This is a genomic window from Knoellia sp. Soil729 (genome assembly GCF_001427985.1).
In the GTDB taxonomy this organism is placed as follows: Bacteria; Actinomycetota; Actinomycetes; order Actinomycetales; family Dermatophilaceae; genus Knoellia.
Genome location: NZ_LMSA01000001.1, coordinates 421586 through 435911, shown reverse-complemented (window position 1 = coordinate 435911; position 14326 = coordinate 421586). Strand labels below are relative to the sequence as shown.

Annotated in this window: 12 protein-coding genes; 10 read left to right on the top strand and 2 right to left on the bottom strand. The window is 71.2% G+C overall.

Features of this window, described 5'->3' with window-relative positions:
• Nucleotides 1-17 precede the first annotated feature (17 nt).
• Complete coding sequence (locus ASG74_RS02050) at nt 18-620, bottom strand: HAD family hydrolase (RefSeq protein ID WP_162252772.1); 603 nt, start codon at nt 618-620, stop codon at nt 18-20.
• A 244-nt stretch (nt 621-864) separates the two neighbouring features.
• Here ASG74_RS02050 and ASG74_RS02045 point away from each other — a divergent pair, with 244 nt between their 5' ends.
• The 6 genes from ASG74_RS02045 to ASG74_RS02020 all read left to right on the top strand — a co-directional run bounded on the left by ASG74_RS02045 (nt 865) and on the right by ASG74_RS02020 (nt 7270).
• Nucleotides 865-1656 carry an electron transfer flavoprotein subunit beta/FixA family protein gene (locus tag ASG74_RS02045; protein WP_056138453.1) on the top strand — a complete coding sequence of 264 codons (792 nt, stop codon included), beginning with the start codon at nt 865-867 and terminating at the stop codon, nt 1654-1656.
• Nucleotides 1657-1669: 13 nt separating this feature from the next.
• Nucleotides 1670-2626 carry an electron transfer flavoprotein subunit alpha/FixB family protein gene (locus tag ASG74_RS02040; protein WP_056138452.1) on the top strand — a complete coding sequence of 319 codons (957 nt, stop codon included), beginning with the start codon at nt 1670-1672 and terminating at the stop codon, nt 2624-2626.
• 108 nt (nt 2627-2734) lie between these two features.
• On the top strand, nt 2735-3916 hold the full coding sequence (locus tag ASG74_RS02035; RefSeq protein WP_056138450.1) for a cysteine desulfurase family protein: 1182 nt from the start codon (nt 2735-2737) through the stop codon (nt 3914-3916).
• Entirely contained in the window at nt 3916-5043 is a 1128-nt protein-coding gene (gene mnmA, locus ASG74_RS02030) for a tRNA 2-thiouridine(34) synthase MnmA (RefSeq protein WP_056138448.1), read from the top strand. The genes ASG74_RS02035 and mnmA overlap by 1 nt, the downstream gene beginning before the upstream one ends.
• Before the next feature lie 212 nt (nt 5044-5255).
• A complete protein-coding gene (locus ASG74_RS02025) occupies nt 5256-6257 on the top strand; it encodes a methionine synthase (protein WP_056138445.1) in 1002 nt (333 codons plus the stop codon).
• The gene (locus tag ASG74_RS02020) at nt 6257-7270 is read left to right on the top strand and encodes a DMT family transporter (RefSeq protein WP_056138442.1); all 1014 of its coding nucleotides are present in this window, start codon (nt 6257-6259) and stop codon (nt 7268-7270) included. Before ASG74_RS02025 ends, ASG74_RS02020 begins: the two co-directional genes overlap by 1 nt.
• 115 nt (nt 7271-7385) lie before the next feature.
• Here the strand turns inward: ASG74_RS02020 and ASG74_RS02015 are convergent, their stop codons facing one another.
• On the bottom strand, nt 7386-8909 hold the full coding sequence (locus tag ASG74_RS02015; RefSeq protein ID WP_056138441.1) for a long-chain-fatty-acid--CoA ligase: 1524 nt from the start codon (nt 8907-8909) through the stop codon (nt 7386-7388).
• Between the two features lie 91 nt (nt 8910-9000).
• Here ASG74_RS02015 and ASG74_RS02010 point away from each other — a divergent pair, with 91 nt between their 5' ends.
• The 4 genes from ASG74_RS02010 to xdhC are packed head-to-tail and all read left to right on the top strand — an operon-like array spanning nt 9001 to nt 14308.
• Entirely contained in the window at nt 9001-9474 is a 474-nt protein-coding gene (locus ASG74_RS02010) for a mycothiol transferase (RefSeq protein WP_056138439.1), read from the top strand.
• Entirely contained in the window at nt 9471-11000 is a 1530-nt protein-coding gene (locus ASG74_RS02005) for a xanthine dehydrogenase small subunit (RefSeq protein WP_235498766.1), read from the top strand. Before ASG74_RS02010 ends, ASG74_RS02005 begins: the two co-directional genes overlap by 4 nt.
• The gene (gene xdhB / locus ASG74_RS02000; protein ID WP_056138437.1) at nt 10997-13441 is read left to right on the top strand and encodes a xanthine dehydrogenase molybdopterin binding subunit; all 2445 of its coding nucleotides are present in this window, start codon (nt 10997-10999) and stop codon (nt 13439-13441) included. Before ASG74_RS02005 ends, xdhB begins: the two co-directional genes overlap by 4 nt.
• Before the next feature lie 3 nt (nt 13442-13444).
• Nucleotides 13445-14308, top strand: coding sequence for a xanthine dehydrogenase accessory protein XdhC (gene xdhC / locus ASG74_RS01995; protein WP_056138435.1), 864 nt, complete (start codon nt 13445-13447; stop codon nt 14306-14308).
• Nucleotides 14309-14326 lie beyond the last annotated feature (18 nt).

The window sequence follows — 14326 nt, the reverse complement described above, 5'->3', positions numbered from 1 at the left end:
CGCGTGCTGGGCCCGGCTCAGACGCTGAGGACCTCGTCGACGAACGTCCGCATGCCTTCGGCGTCCTCGTAGAGGTGGGACCGGATCCCGAGGATCTCGGCCGACGCGACGCTCGCGGGGGAGCGGTCCACGAAGACGATCTCGCTGAACATGAGCCCGTTCGCCAGGGCGGCCTGGCTGAACACGTCCGGGTCCGGCTTGGCCAGACCGAGGTCGGCGCTGCTCACCACGCCGTCGAGCTCGTCGGCCAGCCCCAGGCGGTCGAGGTCGTCGCCCAGCCGGCTGGTCGCGTTGGTCAGGAGAACGATGCGCAGCCTGGAGCGGGCCTCGCGCACGACGGCAAGGACCTCCTGGTTGACGGTTCCGGCAGGAGCCATCCAGTCGCGGACGGCCGCGTGTCCCTCCTCGCCGTGCTCGGCAGAGACGGCCTCGGCCACGGAGGTGCGCCAGACCTCATCGGCCACGGCGCCGGTGAGGGCCGGCAGGAGCCGGTCCGGCTCCGACGCGGCCGCCAGAAGGGTTCCTGGGGGCAGCCCGTGGGCCAGCTCCACCGTCGTGGTGAGCTCAGGGTCCCAGAGGCGCAGGACCCCGTCGAGGTCCAGCAGAAGCACCTTGAACACCAGCTCATCCTCCTCGGTCCTGTGTTTTCAAGTCGAGTGTGGTGACTGCACCCCGATGGTCTCGTATTCCACCCTCGCTGTGGGCGTCAGGCCCCGCGAAGATTCTTTTCCCACGTTTTCTGTGCCCACCATCACGCCCGGAGAATTGTCCACGGGGCGAGCACCCGGCATACGCTCGGTCGGAGGTCGTGAAGCCACACCCCACACCACTGACATCGATCCCAGAGAAGAGGACGAGGCACGCATGAACATCGTCGTCTGCGTCAAGCACGTGCCCGACGCACAGTCCGACCGCACCTTCAACGAGGCCGACAACACCACTGATCGCGAGGGTGTCGACGGTCTCCTGTCGGAGATCGACGAGTACGCGGTCGAGGAGGCCCTCAAGGTCGCCGAGTCCGGCGAGGGCGAGGTCACCGTCCTGACCGTCGGTCCGGGCCAGGCCATCGACGCCGTCAAGAAGGCGCTGCAGATGGGTGCCCACAAGGGTGTGCACGTGAGCGACGAGGCCATCCACGGCTCCGACGCCGCGGCCACCTCGCTCATCCTCGCCGAAGCGATCAAGAAGGCCTCCGGCGACGGCAACCCCGACCTCGTCATCATGGGCATGAGCTCGACCGACGGCGTCATGGGCGTCGTGCCCGCAATGGTCGCCGAGCGCCTGGGCCTTCCGGGCGTCACCTACGCCTCCGAGCTGACCCTCGACGGCGAGTCGGTCACCATCCGGCGCGACGGCGACGCCGCGTCCGAGACGATCACCTCGACGCTGCCGGCCCTCGTGTCGGTCACCGACCAGATCAACGAGCCGCGCTACCCCTCCTTCAAGGGGATCATGGCCGCCAAGAAGAAGCCGGTCGAGACCTGGACCCTCGCGGACCTGGGCGTCGACGCCGGCCAGGTCGGCCTGGACGCCGCGTGGACCAAGGTGACCTCGTTCACCAAGCGCCCGCCGCGTGAGCAGGGCCAGATCGTCACCGATGAGGGTGACGGTGGCACCAAGCTCGCCGAGTTCCTGTCCGCCCAGAAGTTCCTCTGAGGAGAATCCACCCATGGCTGAAGTTCTCGTCCTCGTCGACCACGCCGGCGGCAAGATCCGCAAGGCGACCGCCGAGCTGCTGACCATCGCCCGCCGCCTCGGTGAGCCCTCCGCGGTCTACATCGGCCCCGGTGCCGAGACGGCCCAGGTCACGCTCGCCAAGTACGGCGCCGCCAAGGTCTACGTCTACGACGCCCCTGACGCACTGGAGTACCTCGTCGGCCCCCAGGCCGAGATCCTCGCGTCAGTCGTCGAGAAGACCTCCCCGCTCGCTGTGCTGATCCCGAGCAACACGGCCGGCAAGGAGATCGCTGCCCGTCTCGCGATCCGCACCGGGTCCGGTGTCATCACCGACGCCGTCGACGTCACCGCCGGTGGCGACGGCGTGGAGACCACCCAGTCGGTCTTCGCCGGTTCCTACACGGTGAAGGCGACCGTCACCACGGGCACCGCGATCGTCGCGGTCAAGCCCAACTCCGTGACGATCGAGCCGGCCCCCGCTGCCGGTGCCGTCGAGCAGCTGGACGTCACGCTGTCCGACGCGTCCAAGGCAGCGAAGATCACCGAGTCCAAGCCCAAGGAGTCGACCGGTCGCCCGGAGCTCACCGAGGCCAAGATCGTGGTCTCCGGTGGTCGAGGCACCGGCGGGGACTTCGACCCGGTCGAGCAGTTCGCCGACAGCCTCGGTGCTGCGGTCGGTGCCTCGCGCGCCGCCGTCGACGCCGGCTGGTACCCGCACAGCAACCAGGTCGGCCAGACCGGCAAGCAGGTCTCGCCGCAGCTCTATGTCGCGGCGGGCATCTCGGGCGCGATCCAGCACCGTGCCGGCATGCAGACGTCCAAGACGATCATCGCGGTCAACAAGGACGAGGAGGCCCCGATCTTCGAGCTCGTCGACTTCGGCGTCGTCGGTGACCTGTTCACCGTCCTCCCGCAGGCGACCGAGGCCGTCAAGAAGGCCAAGGCCTGAGTTCGACTTATTGCCCGTTCGGCCCATGTCCCAAGCCCGTTCACCGGTGCTGGGAGGTGGCCGAACGGGCAACAAGTCGTTCTGGGGGTGGGAACGTAGAATTCCCGGGTGAGCGCGTACCTGGACCATGCTGCGACGACCCCTCTGCGGCCGTCGGCACGTGAGGCATGGCTCGAGCAGTCCGCCCACGTGGGCAACCCCTCGTCGCTGCACACCTCCGGCCGAGCCGCGCGGGCCGTGGTCGAGGAGTCGCGTGAGGAGATCGCCGATGCGCTCGGCGCCCGACCGTCCGAGGTCGTCTTCACCTCCGGCGGCACCGAGGCCGACAACCTCGCCATCAAGGGCACGTATGCCGCACGGCTGGCTTCCGTGGGTGCCTCCCGGCTCGTGGTCAGCGGTATCGAGCACCACGCGGTGCTCGACCCCGTCGAGCACCTCGTGAAGAGGCACGGTGCCTCGGTCACCTGGCTGGAGCCCGACCGGTGCGGCCACATCTCGGTCGAGGGCCTGCGGGCGACGCTGGCCGCCGAGCCGCTGGACGCGGCGATGGTCAGCGTCATGTGGGCCAACAACGAGGTGGGCACGGTCCAGCCGGTCGCCGAGCTCGCCGCCGTGGCCCACGAGGCCGGGGTGCCGTTCCACACCGACGCCGTGCAGGCGGTGGGCCAGCTGCCCGTGAGCTTCGCGGGCTGCGGTGCAGACCTCATGACCGTCACGGCACACAAGGTCGGCGGCCCGGTCGGGGTGGGTGCGCTCCTCGCCCGGCGCGACGCCACGCTCGTGCCCCTCGTCCACGGAGGCGGCCAGGAGCGGCAGGTGCGCTCGGGCACTCTCGACGCGGCCGGCATACGCGCGTTTGCCGTTGCCCTGACCGAGGCCGTTGCCGAGCGCGACGACGAGGCGCGGCGGCTCACGGGGCTGCGGGACCGGCTCATCACCGGTGCGTTGGGGCTCGACCTCGGCATCAGTGTGAGTGGCTGCTGGACCGAGGGTGACGCCACCGAACGGCTTCCCGGCAATGCCCACCTGCTCGTGCGGGGCTGCGAGGGTGACTCCCTGCTCTACCTGCTCGACGCCGCCGGTGTGGAGTGCTCGACCGGCTCAGCGTGCCAGGCCGGTGTGCCGCAGCCGAGCCACGTGCTGCTCGCCATGGGCTACCCGGAGGCGGAGGCACGCGGGGCACTGCGGCTCTCCTTGGGACACACGTCGATGGAGGCCGACGTCGAGGCCTTCCTGGCTGCGCTGCCCGCGGTCGTCGAGCGCGCCCGCCGGGCGAGCGGGGCCGCCTGATGCGCGTCGTCGCCGCCATGAGCGGGGGAGTGGACTCCGCGGTCGCCGCGGCTCGGATGCTCGACGCCGGCCACGAGGTCGTCGGGGTGCACCTGGCGCTGTCACGGTCGGCCGCGACGCTGCGCGAGTCGGCCCGGGGGTGCTGCACGATCGAGGACGCCGGGGATGCGCGTCGCGTCGCCGACCGGCTGGGCATCCCGTTCTATGTGTGGGACATGGCGCAGCGCTTCCAGCGGGACGTCATGGACGACTTCGTGGCGGAGTACCGCGCGGGTCGCACGCCGAACCCGTGCCTGCGCTGCAACGAGTCCATCAAGTTCACTGCCCTGCTCGACAAGGCTCTTGCCCTGGGGTTCGACGCCGTGGCGACCGGTCACTATGCGCAGGTCGTCGAGCGTCCCGGTGCCGACGGGGTCGTGCGGCGCGAGCTGCACCGTGCGGTCGACCCGCTCAAGGACCAGTCCTACGTGCTCGGGGTCCTCGACGCCGACCAGCTGGCCCGGGCCTTCTTCCCCCTGGGCGACACGACGAAGCCGCAGATCCGCGAGGAGGCCGCAGCGCGCGGGTTCTCGGTCGCCAAGAAGCCCGACTCCTACGACATCTGCTTCATCTCCGACGGGGACACCCGCGGATGGTTGACGTCGCAGCTGGGGGAGAAGCCCGGTGAGATCGTCGACGCCGCGAGCGGGGAGGTCGTGGGCTCGCACGCGGGCACCTACGGGTTCACCGTCGGGCAGCGGCGCGGGTTGGGGCTGGAGCGTTCGTCGCTCGGTGCCGAGCCGCGCTACGTCGTGGGGGTGGATGCCCCCTCGAACCGGGTGCTCATCGGCAGCGCCGACCTGTTGGGCGTCGACCTCATCGCCGCGGACCATGCCCGGTGGTGCGGCCCTGCGCCGGCGGGCGAGGTGCGCGTGGGTGCGCAGGTGCGCGCCCACGGTGAGGAGATCCCGGCCTGGGCACGGGTCGACGACACCGACCCGCAGGTGGTCCACGTGCGCCTCGACTCGCGCATCCGGGGGGTGGCTCCGGGGCAGTCCGTCGTCCTCTATGACGGCCCGCGCGTCGTGGGGTCGGCGACGATCGCCTCGACCGACCGCGCCGCCGCGCCTGTCCCCACGTCAGCGTGAGTGCTGGCTGCAGCAGCCGTTGGCCCTGACGTGGCGGGAACTTCTGCGCCGGTGGCGCGACCGGCGCTCAGCCCGGTGACCGGCGTCCCCACGCGGATGCCGGTCACCAGCCTTTGCGCCGGTCACGCCCAGGCGCTGACATCGCGGGCAGCCATCACGGCTCCCGGGGTACCCCGGTTGGCTCGCGCGTGGGCGAGTGCGAGAGTTCTCGCGTGACACACGTTTCCGGAGTCGGGTCCTGGCCGGGCGAGTCCTCCCGCGAGGCCATCGTGTCGGTGCGCGACCTCCTCACTGACATCGACGTCTCCGGCATCCCCTATCTCCCCGAAACCCCTTCTCGCGGGCCGGGATCCGACCTCATCGGGCGGTCCGCGGCCCTGCTCGCCGACCTCTCCGTCGACCTCCAGCCCTCGGGCTGGCGCTTCACCGACCGGCCGGGCCGGGACCAGTCCCGCGCTCGATCCTTCTGGCGCCAGGACCTCGACGAGCTGGCCGAGGCCTACGACGGGTATGCCGGCCCGCTCAAGCTGCAGGTCGCCGGCCCGTGGACCCTCGCGGCCTCCATCGAGCTCAACCGCGGCGAGCGCTCGGTGACCGACGAGGGTGCCCGCCGCGACCTCGTCGCCTCCCTCGCCGAGGGCGTGCGCCAGCACGTGGCCGAGGTGCAGCGGCTCGTGCCGGGAGCGGTGGTCACGGTGCAGCTCGACGAGCCGTCGGTCCTGTCGGTCCTTCGCGGGGAGCTGCCCACGGCGTCCGGCTACGGACGGGTGCGTGCGGTCGACCGCGCGGAGGTGGCACGCGGCATACGGGAGGTTCGTGAGGCGCACGACGGTGACGTCGTCCTGCACTCCTGCCACCCGGGAGCCCCGGTCGAGCTGCTCGCCTCCACGGGAGCCACGGCGCTCTCCCTCGACCTCACCGACGCCTCGCCCCAGCGCTGGGAGGCGCTCGCCGCGGCGATGGAGAGCGGCACCCGCCTGTGGGCGGGGGTGGTGGCGACGACTCCGGTCGGGTCCTCGGGGGACGCGGTGCGAGCAGCGGTCACCAGAGTTCTCGACGGGTTTCGAGCGATCGGTATGCCGTCCGCCCGCCTTGCCGACGTCACCGTCACCCCCGCGTGCGGGCTGCCCTCACTCCCACCGTCGGCGGCGGTCGCCGTCCAGCGGGTGGCGATCGACGCCGCCCGCGAGCTCACCGAGAAGGAGCAGGACTGATGTCACCGGCACCCAGGGTCCCGTGGCAGGCCAAGTTCATGGCGCTGGTGTTCATCTGGGGCTCGAGCTTCCTGCTTATGAAGGTGGGGCTGGAGTCGCTCTCGGCCGTGCAGATCGCCGCGCTACGGCTGCTCACGGGCGCCGCGACGATCCTGCTGCTCCTGTGGATGCGTGGGGGCTCGCTGCCGCGTGAGCGGTGGGTGTGGAAGCACCTGGCCGTCACCGGGCTGCTGCTCGGCACCCTGCCGTTCACCCTCTTCGCGCTCTCGGAGACCCGGGTGAGCTCGGCCCTCGCCGGCATCGGCAACGCGGCGACCCCGATCGCCACCGTGCTGGCGACCATGGCCTTCCTCCCCGGTGCCCGCGCCACTCGGCCCAAGGTGGTGGCCGTCGTCATCGGCTTCATCGGCGTGGTGACGATCATGCAGCCCTGGGCGTCAGGGCGACCCGACCTCGTCGGGTTCGGCATGGCCCTGGCCGGCGGTGCCTGCTACGGCATCGGCTGGACCTACAACCGCCGCTTCCTGGCTGGCGCAGACCTCGGTGGGCTGAGCCAGCCGGCCGCGACCCTCACGATGGGCACGGTGCTCATGGTCCCGGTCACGCTGGTGTGGGGTGCGCTCCAGCCGGGGGGCATCGGGTCCATCTGGGCCTACGACCGCGCCCGCCTCGGGACCTCCCACCTCGAGGCAGGCAGCCCCGGTGGGGGCTGGGTCCTCCTCCCGCTGCTCTGCATCCTCACCCTCGGCATGATCGGGACCGGCGCGGCCTACATCCTGCAGTTCGACGTCGTGCGCGGGGCCGGGCCGGTCATCGGCTCGACGATCACCTATCTCATCCCGATCGTCTCGGTGCTCCTCGGGGTGCTGGTGCTGGGGGAGTCGCTCGGCGTGTTCCAGGTGGTCGGGTTCGCCATCGTGCTCGTGGCCGCCGGCGTCATCAACGCGCCGACGCGGCGGGCTCGCACACCGTTGGCGGTTCCCGACGTGGCACCCGCGTCGCCCCACGCCTGAGAGCCGAGAGCGCAGGATCTGCCCGACCACGCGACGTGGCCCGGCGTGTCCTGCGCCCTCGAGCTCTGCGCCCTCGGGCTCTGCGCCCTCGGGCTCTGCGCCCTCGAGCTCCGGTTCAGGAAGCGCTGGGGGCGCTCACCTCGCGCCGCAGGATCTTGCCGGTGGGACCCTTGGGCAGCTCGTCGAGGAGCCAGACGTTGCGGGGGTACTTGTAAGCGGCGATGCGCTCCTTGGTGAACGCGATGATGTCGTCCGCAGTGCTCGTCGACCCCTCGCGCAGCACGACGCCCGCGCCGACCTGCTCCCCGAGCAGCTCGTCGGGCACGGCGACGACGGCGACCTCGAGGACGTCCGGGTGCTGGTAGATGACCTCCTCGACCTCCCGCGGGTAGACGTTCATGCCGCCGCGCAGGATCATGTCCTTCTTGCGGTCGACGATCGTGAAGTAGCCCTCGTCGTCCTGGGTGGCCAGGTCGCCGGTGCGGAACCAGCCGTCGGGGATCGCCTCGGCGGTCGCCTCGGGGTCGGACCAGTAGCCCTTCATGACGTTGTCGCCGCGAATGGCGATCTCGCCCACCTCGCCGTGCTCCACCTCGTTGCCCTCGAGGTCGACGACCCGCATCTCGCAGCCGGGGATGGCCAACCCGATGGTGCCGGGCTTGCGCTCGCGGTCGGGCATGTTGAACGACGCCACCGGCGAGGTCTCGGACAGGCCGTACCCCTCGAGGATGACGCAGCCGAACTTCTCCTCGAACGCCTTCATCACCTCGAGCGGCATCGCCGACCCACCCGAGGCGCAGGTGCGCAGCGAGGACGCGTCGAGGGAGTCGGCGTCGGGGTGGTTGAGGATCGCGGCATACATCGTCGGGACGCCCTGCATGATGGTGACCTTCTCGTCACCGATGACCTTGATCGCCGCGGCCGGGTCGAACCTCGGGATGAGGGCCAGCGAGGCGCCGGCTCGCACGGCGGCGTTGAGCCCGACGACGAGACCGAAGACGTGGAACAGCGGCAGGCAGCCCATGATGACGTCGTCGGGGGAGATCTCCTGGATGCCCTGCGCACAGCGCATGGCGTTGAGGCTGACGTTGTCGTGGGTGAGCTCGGCACCCTTGGGACGGCCGGTGGTCCCGGACGTGTAAAGGATGATCGCGGTGTCGTCGCCCTCGCGTTCGGTGGGCTCGGCAATCGGCTCTGCGCCGCCGTCCCCGGCGTCCAGGGCGCCCTCGACGGGACCGAGCGGCCCGCACTCGACGATCTTGGTCCCCGAGCGCTCGGCACCCTTGGTGGCCTCGTCGACGAAGTCCGGCCAGACGAACGCGATCTTTGCGCCGGAGTTGGTGAAGAAGAAGTCGATCTCGCCCGACTTCAGCAGCGGGTTCATCGGCACGACGATGCCGCCCGCGAGGAGCGTGGCGAAGAACGCGACGGGGAAGGCCGGGACGTTGGGCAGGATGAGCGCGACCCGGTCACCTGGCTCGATCCCGTTGGCGCGCAAGGTGCCTGCGAGCTTGGCCGCCATGCCATGCAGCTGCTGGTAGCTGATGTCCTGGCCGTTGATCTTGATCGCCGGCCGGTCCGGCATGGCCTTCGCGGTGCTGACGAGGTGGAAGGCGAGGTTGGACTCTGCGCTGCCCATGGGAAGTGGCTCCTTTGCCGGGACGGGGGTCGTCGCCATTGTTATCTGCCACGCGGCTCCGTGGGGCGTGTCGGGTGAAAGACTCGGTGGCGTGATCACCGTCGACTCCTACCTCGCCTACTGCGACCATGCCCTGGACTCGTATGCCGGGTGCCTGCGGGCATTGGGAGACGCGCAGGTCAACGGGGTGGTTCCCGCGGTCGAGGGCTCGAACTCCGGCTTCGCGCTGGTCTCCCATGCCGTCGGCGTGATGGGTCACTGGGCCCGCGACGTCAACCGGGGGATCGAGGTCCCACGGGACCGCGACGCGGAGTTCACGGCGACCGGGAGCGTCGACGAGGCGCTCGCACAGCTCGAGTCGGCCCGTGGCCGGCTGCACGAGGACGCCCGGGCGGCCGACCCGGCGGCTTCGCCGGTGAACCCGCCCACGCAAGGGGACCGAACGGCATACGCCACGCAGGGGGACGTGCTCATGCACATCTACGAGGAGCTCGTCCAGCACCTGGGCCAGCTCGAGGTCACCCGCGACGTCCTCCTCGCCGCACCCGAGGGGTCGGCACCGTGACGCTGCAGCCCGTGGCCCAGGGAGAAGCCTCTCTGACCGTCAACGGGTCCCCGGTGCCGCTCGGCGCGTCGATCACCCCACACACGACGACCCTGGACTGGTTGCGCGACCGCGGTCTCACCGGCAGCAAGGAGGGCTGCGCCGAGGGCGAGTGCGGCGCGTGCGCGGTCATGGTGGCGCGGCCGGGCTCTCCCGGCACGACGGCCACCGAGTGGGTCTCGCTCAACTCCTGCCTCGTGCCCGTCGCCGCCCTGGATGGCCAGGAGGTGGTGACGTCCGAGGGGCTCGGCACGCCCGACCGGCTGCACCCGGTCCAACAGGAGCTGGCCGACCGTGGCGGGTCCCAGTGCGGGTACTGCACGCCCGGCTTCGTCTGCTCGATGGCGGCGGAGTTCTACCGGGCCGGCCGCACTCCCACGCATGGGGAGGACGCCGAGGAGGCTGCTGCCCGGGACCTGGAGCCGGAGCGCGACCACGGCTCCAACGGCTTCGACCTGCACGCGCTGTCGGGCAACCTGTGCCGCTGCACCGGGTACCGACCCATCCGCGACGCGGCCTACGCCCTGGGCCTGCCCGAGGACTCTGACCCGTTCGCCGAGCGTCGGCAGTCCGCGCCGGCGCCGCCCATGAGAACCCATGTCGTGGCGGACGGCGCGGAGCTGGTGCGACCCCTGGACCTCGCCGAGGCGGTGCAGCTCCTTGCAGCCCACCCTGACGCCGTGCTCCTGGCCGGCTCCACAGACGTCGGGGTGGACCTCAACCTCAAGGGCCTGCGGCCTACGCTCCTCGTCGCTGTCGACCGGCTGCCCGAGCTGCGGGACCTCCACGTGGGGGCCGACGAGGTGCGTATCGGCGCCGGGCTCACGCTCACCGAGGTCGAGCGCGGCCTCGGCGGGAGGGTGCCGATGCTGGCGCAGCTCTTCCCGTTGTTCGCCTCGCGGCTCATCCGCAACGGCGCGACCCTCGGCGGCAACCTCGGCACCGCGTCACCCATCGGCGACTGCGCCCCCGCGCTGCTGGCGCTCGAGGCCTCGCTCGTGCTGGCCGGGCCGGAGGGCGACCGAGTGGTGCCACTGGCCGACTACTTCACCGGTTACCGCGTGAGCCTGCGACGCCCCGACGAGCTCATCCGCGAGATCCACATCCCCTTGCCGCTGGCTCCGATCGCGGCCTTCCACAAGGTTGCCAAGCGCCGCTTCGACGACATCTCCGGGGTCGCCGTCGCGGTCGCGCTCGAGGTCGTCGAGGGCACCGTGACCCGGGCACGCATCGGTCTCGGGGGAGTGGCGACCACCCCGATACGCGCCTTGCGCACCGAGGCTGCGCTGGAGGGTACGCGGTGGGACCGCGAAGGCGTGCACACCGCAGCGGCCGTCCTCGCGCAGGAGGGGACACCGCTGACGGACCACCGCGCCACCGCCGACTACCGCAGGGCGATGCTGGGGCAGTCGCTGCTCAAGCTGTATGCCGAGCAGACCGCCGCCGGCAGCGCTGCGCAGGACGACGAGCAGGGCGGCGAGCGATGAGCCAGCTGTCCGAGCGTCCCGACTCCGCCGTCGTCGGGCAGACCGTGCGCCACGAGTCCGCGGCCCTGCACGTCACTGGTCGGGCGCTCTACACCGACGACCTCCACCCGCGCACCAAGGACGTGCTGCACGCCTGGCCGGTCCAGGCACCGCACGCCCACGCCAGGGTGACCGACCTACGGGCGCAACCGGCATACGCCGTCCCCGGTGTGGTCCGCGTGCTGACCGCGCAGGACGTCCCGGGCCTCAACGACGCTGGAACCAAGCACGATGAGCCGCTCTTCCCCAGCGAGGTGTGCTTCCACGGCCACGCGGTCTGCTGGGTGCTCGCCGAGACCCTCGAGGCCGCCCGACGTGGCGCTCTCGCCGTCGAGGTCGACTACGAGCCACTGCCGTCGGTCATCACCCTCGTGGAGGCGATCGAGGCCGGAAGCTTCCAGGGAGCCCAGCCCACCGTCGCTCGCGGTGACGCTCGGGTGGGCCTCGAGCGGTCGTCCCACGTGTTCCACGGCGAGGTCGAGATGGCCGGGCAGGAGCACTTCTACCTCGAGACACAGGCCGCGTTGGCCGTGGTCGAGGACGACGGCCGCCTGTTCGTGCAGAGCAGTACGCAGCACCCGAGCGAGACCCAGGAGATCGTCGCCCAGGTGCTGGGCGTGCACAACCACGAGGTCACCGTCCAGTGCCTGCGCATGGGCGGCGGGTTCGGCGGCAAGGAGATGCAACCGCACGGGTATGCCGCGATTGCGGCCCTGGGCGCCCGGCTCACCGGACGCCCGGTCCGCTTGCGGCTCAACCGAACCCAGGACCTGACGATGTCCGGCAAGCGGCACGGGTTCCATGCGCGGTGGCGGGTTGGCTTCGACGACGACGGTCACCTCCAGGCGCTGGAGGCGACCCTGACCTCCGACGGCGGCTGGAGCCTGGACCTCTCCGAGCCGGTCCTCGCCCGCGCCCTCTGCCACGTCGACAACAACTACTTCATCCCCGACATCCGCGTGACCGGGCGGGTCGCCCGGACCCACAAGACGTCACAGACCGCGTTCCGTGGCTTCGGCGGACCGCAGGGGATGCTCGTCATCGAGGACATCCTCGGGCGCTGCGCACCCCTGCTCGGCATCGAGGCGCACGAGCTGCGCCGCCGCAACTTCTACGAGGACGGCCAAAGCACGCCCTACGGACAGGTCATCACCCAGGCCGAGCGCCTGCACCGGGCCTGGGACCAGGTCGCCGCAGACGCAGACCTCGACGGGCGCCGGAGCGCCATTTCGCAGTTCAACGCCACGCACGAGCACGTCAAGCGGGCTGTCGCGATGACACCGGTGAAGTTCGGGATCTCGTTCAACCTCACCGCCTTCAACCAGGCCGGTGCGCTCGTGCACGTCTACAAGGACGGCTCCGTCCTGGTCAACCACGGCGGCACCGAGATGGGCCAGGGCCTGCACACCAAGATGCTGCAGGTCGCGGCGACGGCGTTGGGTGTCCCCCTGGCGAACGTGCGGCTCGCCCCGACCCGCACCGACAAGGTGCCCAACACGTCGGCCACTGCGGCCTCCTCGGGGGCCGACCTCAACGGCGGGGCGGTCAAGGACGCGTGCGAGCAGATCCGTGGGCGCCTCGCGCTCGTGGCCGCGCAGCGGCTCGGCGTCCCCGCCCCGGACGTGCGCTTCCTCGACGGGGTCGTCACCGGGCTCGGCACCGACGAGTCGCTGGCCTGGGCCGACCTCGTGCACTCGGCGTACTTCGCCCGCACCCAGCTCTTCTCGGCCGGCTACTACCGCACCGAAGGGTTGCACTGGGACTCGACGGTCATGCGGGGCAGCCCGTTCAAGTACTTCGCCCACGGCGTCGCGGCGACCGAGGTCGAGGTCGACGGGTTCACGGGGGCCCACCGGACGCTGCGCGTCGACATCGTCCACGACGTCGGTGACAGCCTCTCGCCCCTCGTCGACATCGGGCAGATCGAAGGGGCGTTCGTCCAGGGCGCCGGGTGGCTCACCCTGGAGGACCTGCGGTGGGACACCAGCGACGGCGAGCACCGGGGGCGCCTGGCGACCGCGTCGGCGAGCACCTACAAGCTGCCGAGCTTCTCCGAGATGCCCGAGGTCCTCAACGTCTCCCTGCTCGCCCGTGCCCACGAGGAGGGCGCCGTCTACGGGTCCAAGGCGGTCGGCGAGCCGCCGCTGATGCTGGCCTTCGCCGTCCGCGAGGCGCTGCGCCAGGCCTGCGCAGCCTTCGGGCCACAGGGCACGAGCGTGGACCTCGCCAGTCCGGCGACACCCGAGGCGGTCTTCTGGGCCCTCGAGGGCGCGCGGTCCGGCCATGACCGCGACGGTGACGTCGAGCCCTGCGAGGGGCCGACACCTCCTGAGGCTGACCAGGCTTCTCCGCAGCGGCTCCCCGAGTCCGAGGCGGCCCTTCACCACCTCTCGGGGGCGTGAGCAGTGCGCTGGCTGCGAGCCGTCGAGCAGCTGCGCACGGGGGGCGAGCCCGGTGTGCTCGTGACCGTGACGTCGGTGCGGGGTCACGCTCCGCGCGAGGCCGGCGCCAAGATGGTCGTCGGGCGCACCCAGACGTGGGACACCATCGGCGGGGGCAACCTCGAGGCGGTGGCTGTCGAGCGAGCGCGGCAGATGCTGGACGAGGGACGTGTCGTCCCGGAGGCCTTCACGTCCTCACTTTCCGACAAGGTGCCGTTCCAGCACGGGATGCAGTGCTGCGGCGGCGAGGTGGGCGTGTTGCTCGAGCCCCTCGCCGTGGCGCCTGTCGTCGCCATCTTCGGGATGGGCCACGTCGGCCACGAGCTGGCCCGCATCCTGGCTCGTCACGACCTCGACCTGCACCTCGTCGACAGCCGACCCGAGGCGCTCACCGAGCAGGCGCTCGCTCCGCTCGCCGACGCCGACGCCCGGGTCCACCCGCACCCCGTGCCGGTCCTGCCGGAGCTCGTGCTCGGTGAGCTGCCGCCCCGGGCCCACGTCCTCGTCATGACGCACGACCACGCCGAGGACGCGGCAATCCTCGATGCCGCCCTGCGAACCGAGGGCATCGGGTCGATCGGTCTCATCGGCTCGAGCGCCAAGTGGGCCCGGCTGCGCCGGCGGCTGCTCACCGAGGGAGGTCTGGCCGAGGAGGTCGTCGACCGCGTCACCTCACCCATCGGCCTGCCCCGGCTCGCCGGCAAGGTCCCGGCGACGATCGCGGTGGGGGTGGCCGCGGACCTGCTCATGCGGTTTGCGGGCCCCCCGAGCGCGGCGGCTCCTGAGCACGAGGTCGTCGAACCGGAAGAGCGCCCGAGTTCTGTATAGGGTTTGTACAAGGATTGG

Bases quoted from the DNA above. Each gene is read 5' to 3' on its own strand.
- ASG74_RS02045 (WP_056138453.1), top strand. From the start codon at position 865: ATGAACATCGTCGTCTGCGTCAAGCACGTGCCCGACGCACAGTCCGAC.
- ASG74_RS02040 (WP_056138452.1), top strand. From the start codon at position 1,670: ATGGCTGAAGTTCTCGTCCTCGTCGACCACGCCGGCGGCAAGATCCGC.
- mnmA (WP_056138448.1), top strand. From the start codon at position 3,916: ATGCGCGTCGTCGCCGCCATGAGCGGGGGAGTGGACTCCGCGGTCGCC.
- ASG74_RS02020 (WP_056138442.1), top strand. From the start codon at position 6,257: ATGTCACCGGCACCCAGGGTCCCGTGGCAGGCCAAGTTCATGGCGCTG.
- ASG74_RS02015 (WP_056138441.1), bottom strand. From the start codon at position 8,909: ATGGGCAGCGCAGAGTCCAACCTCGCCTTCCACCTCGTCAGCACCGCG.
- xdhB (WP_056138437.1), top strand. From the start codon at position 10,997: ATGAGCCAGCTGTCCGAGCGTCCCGACTCCGCCGTCGTCGGGCAGACC.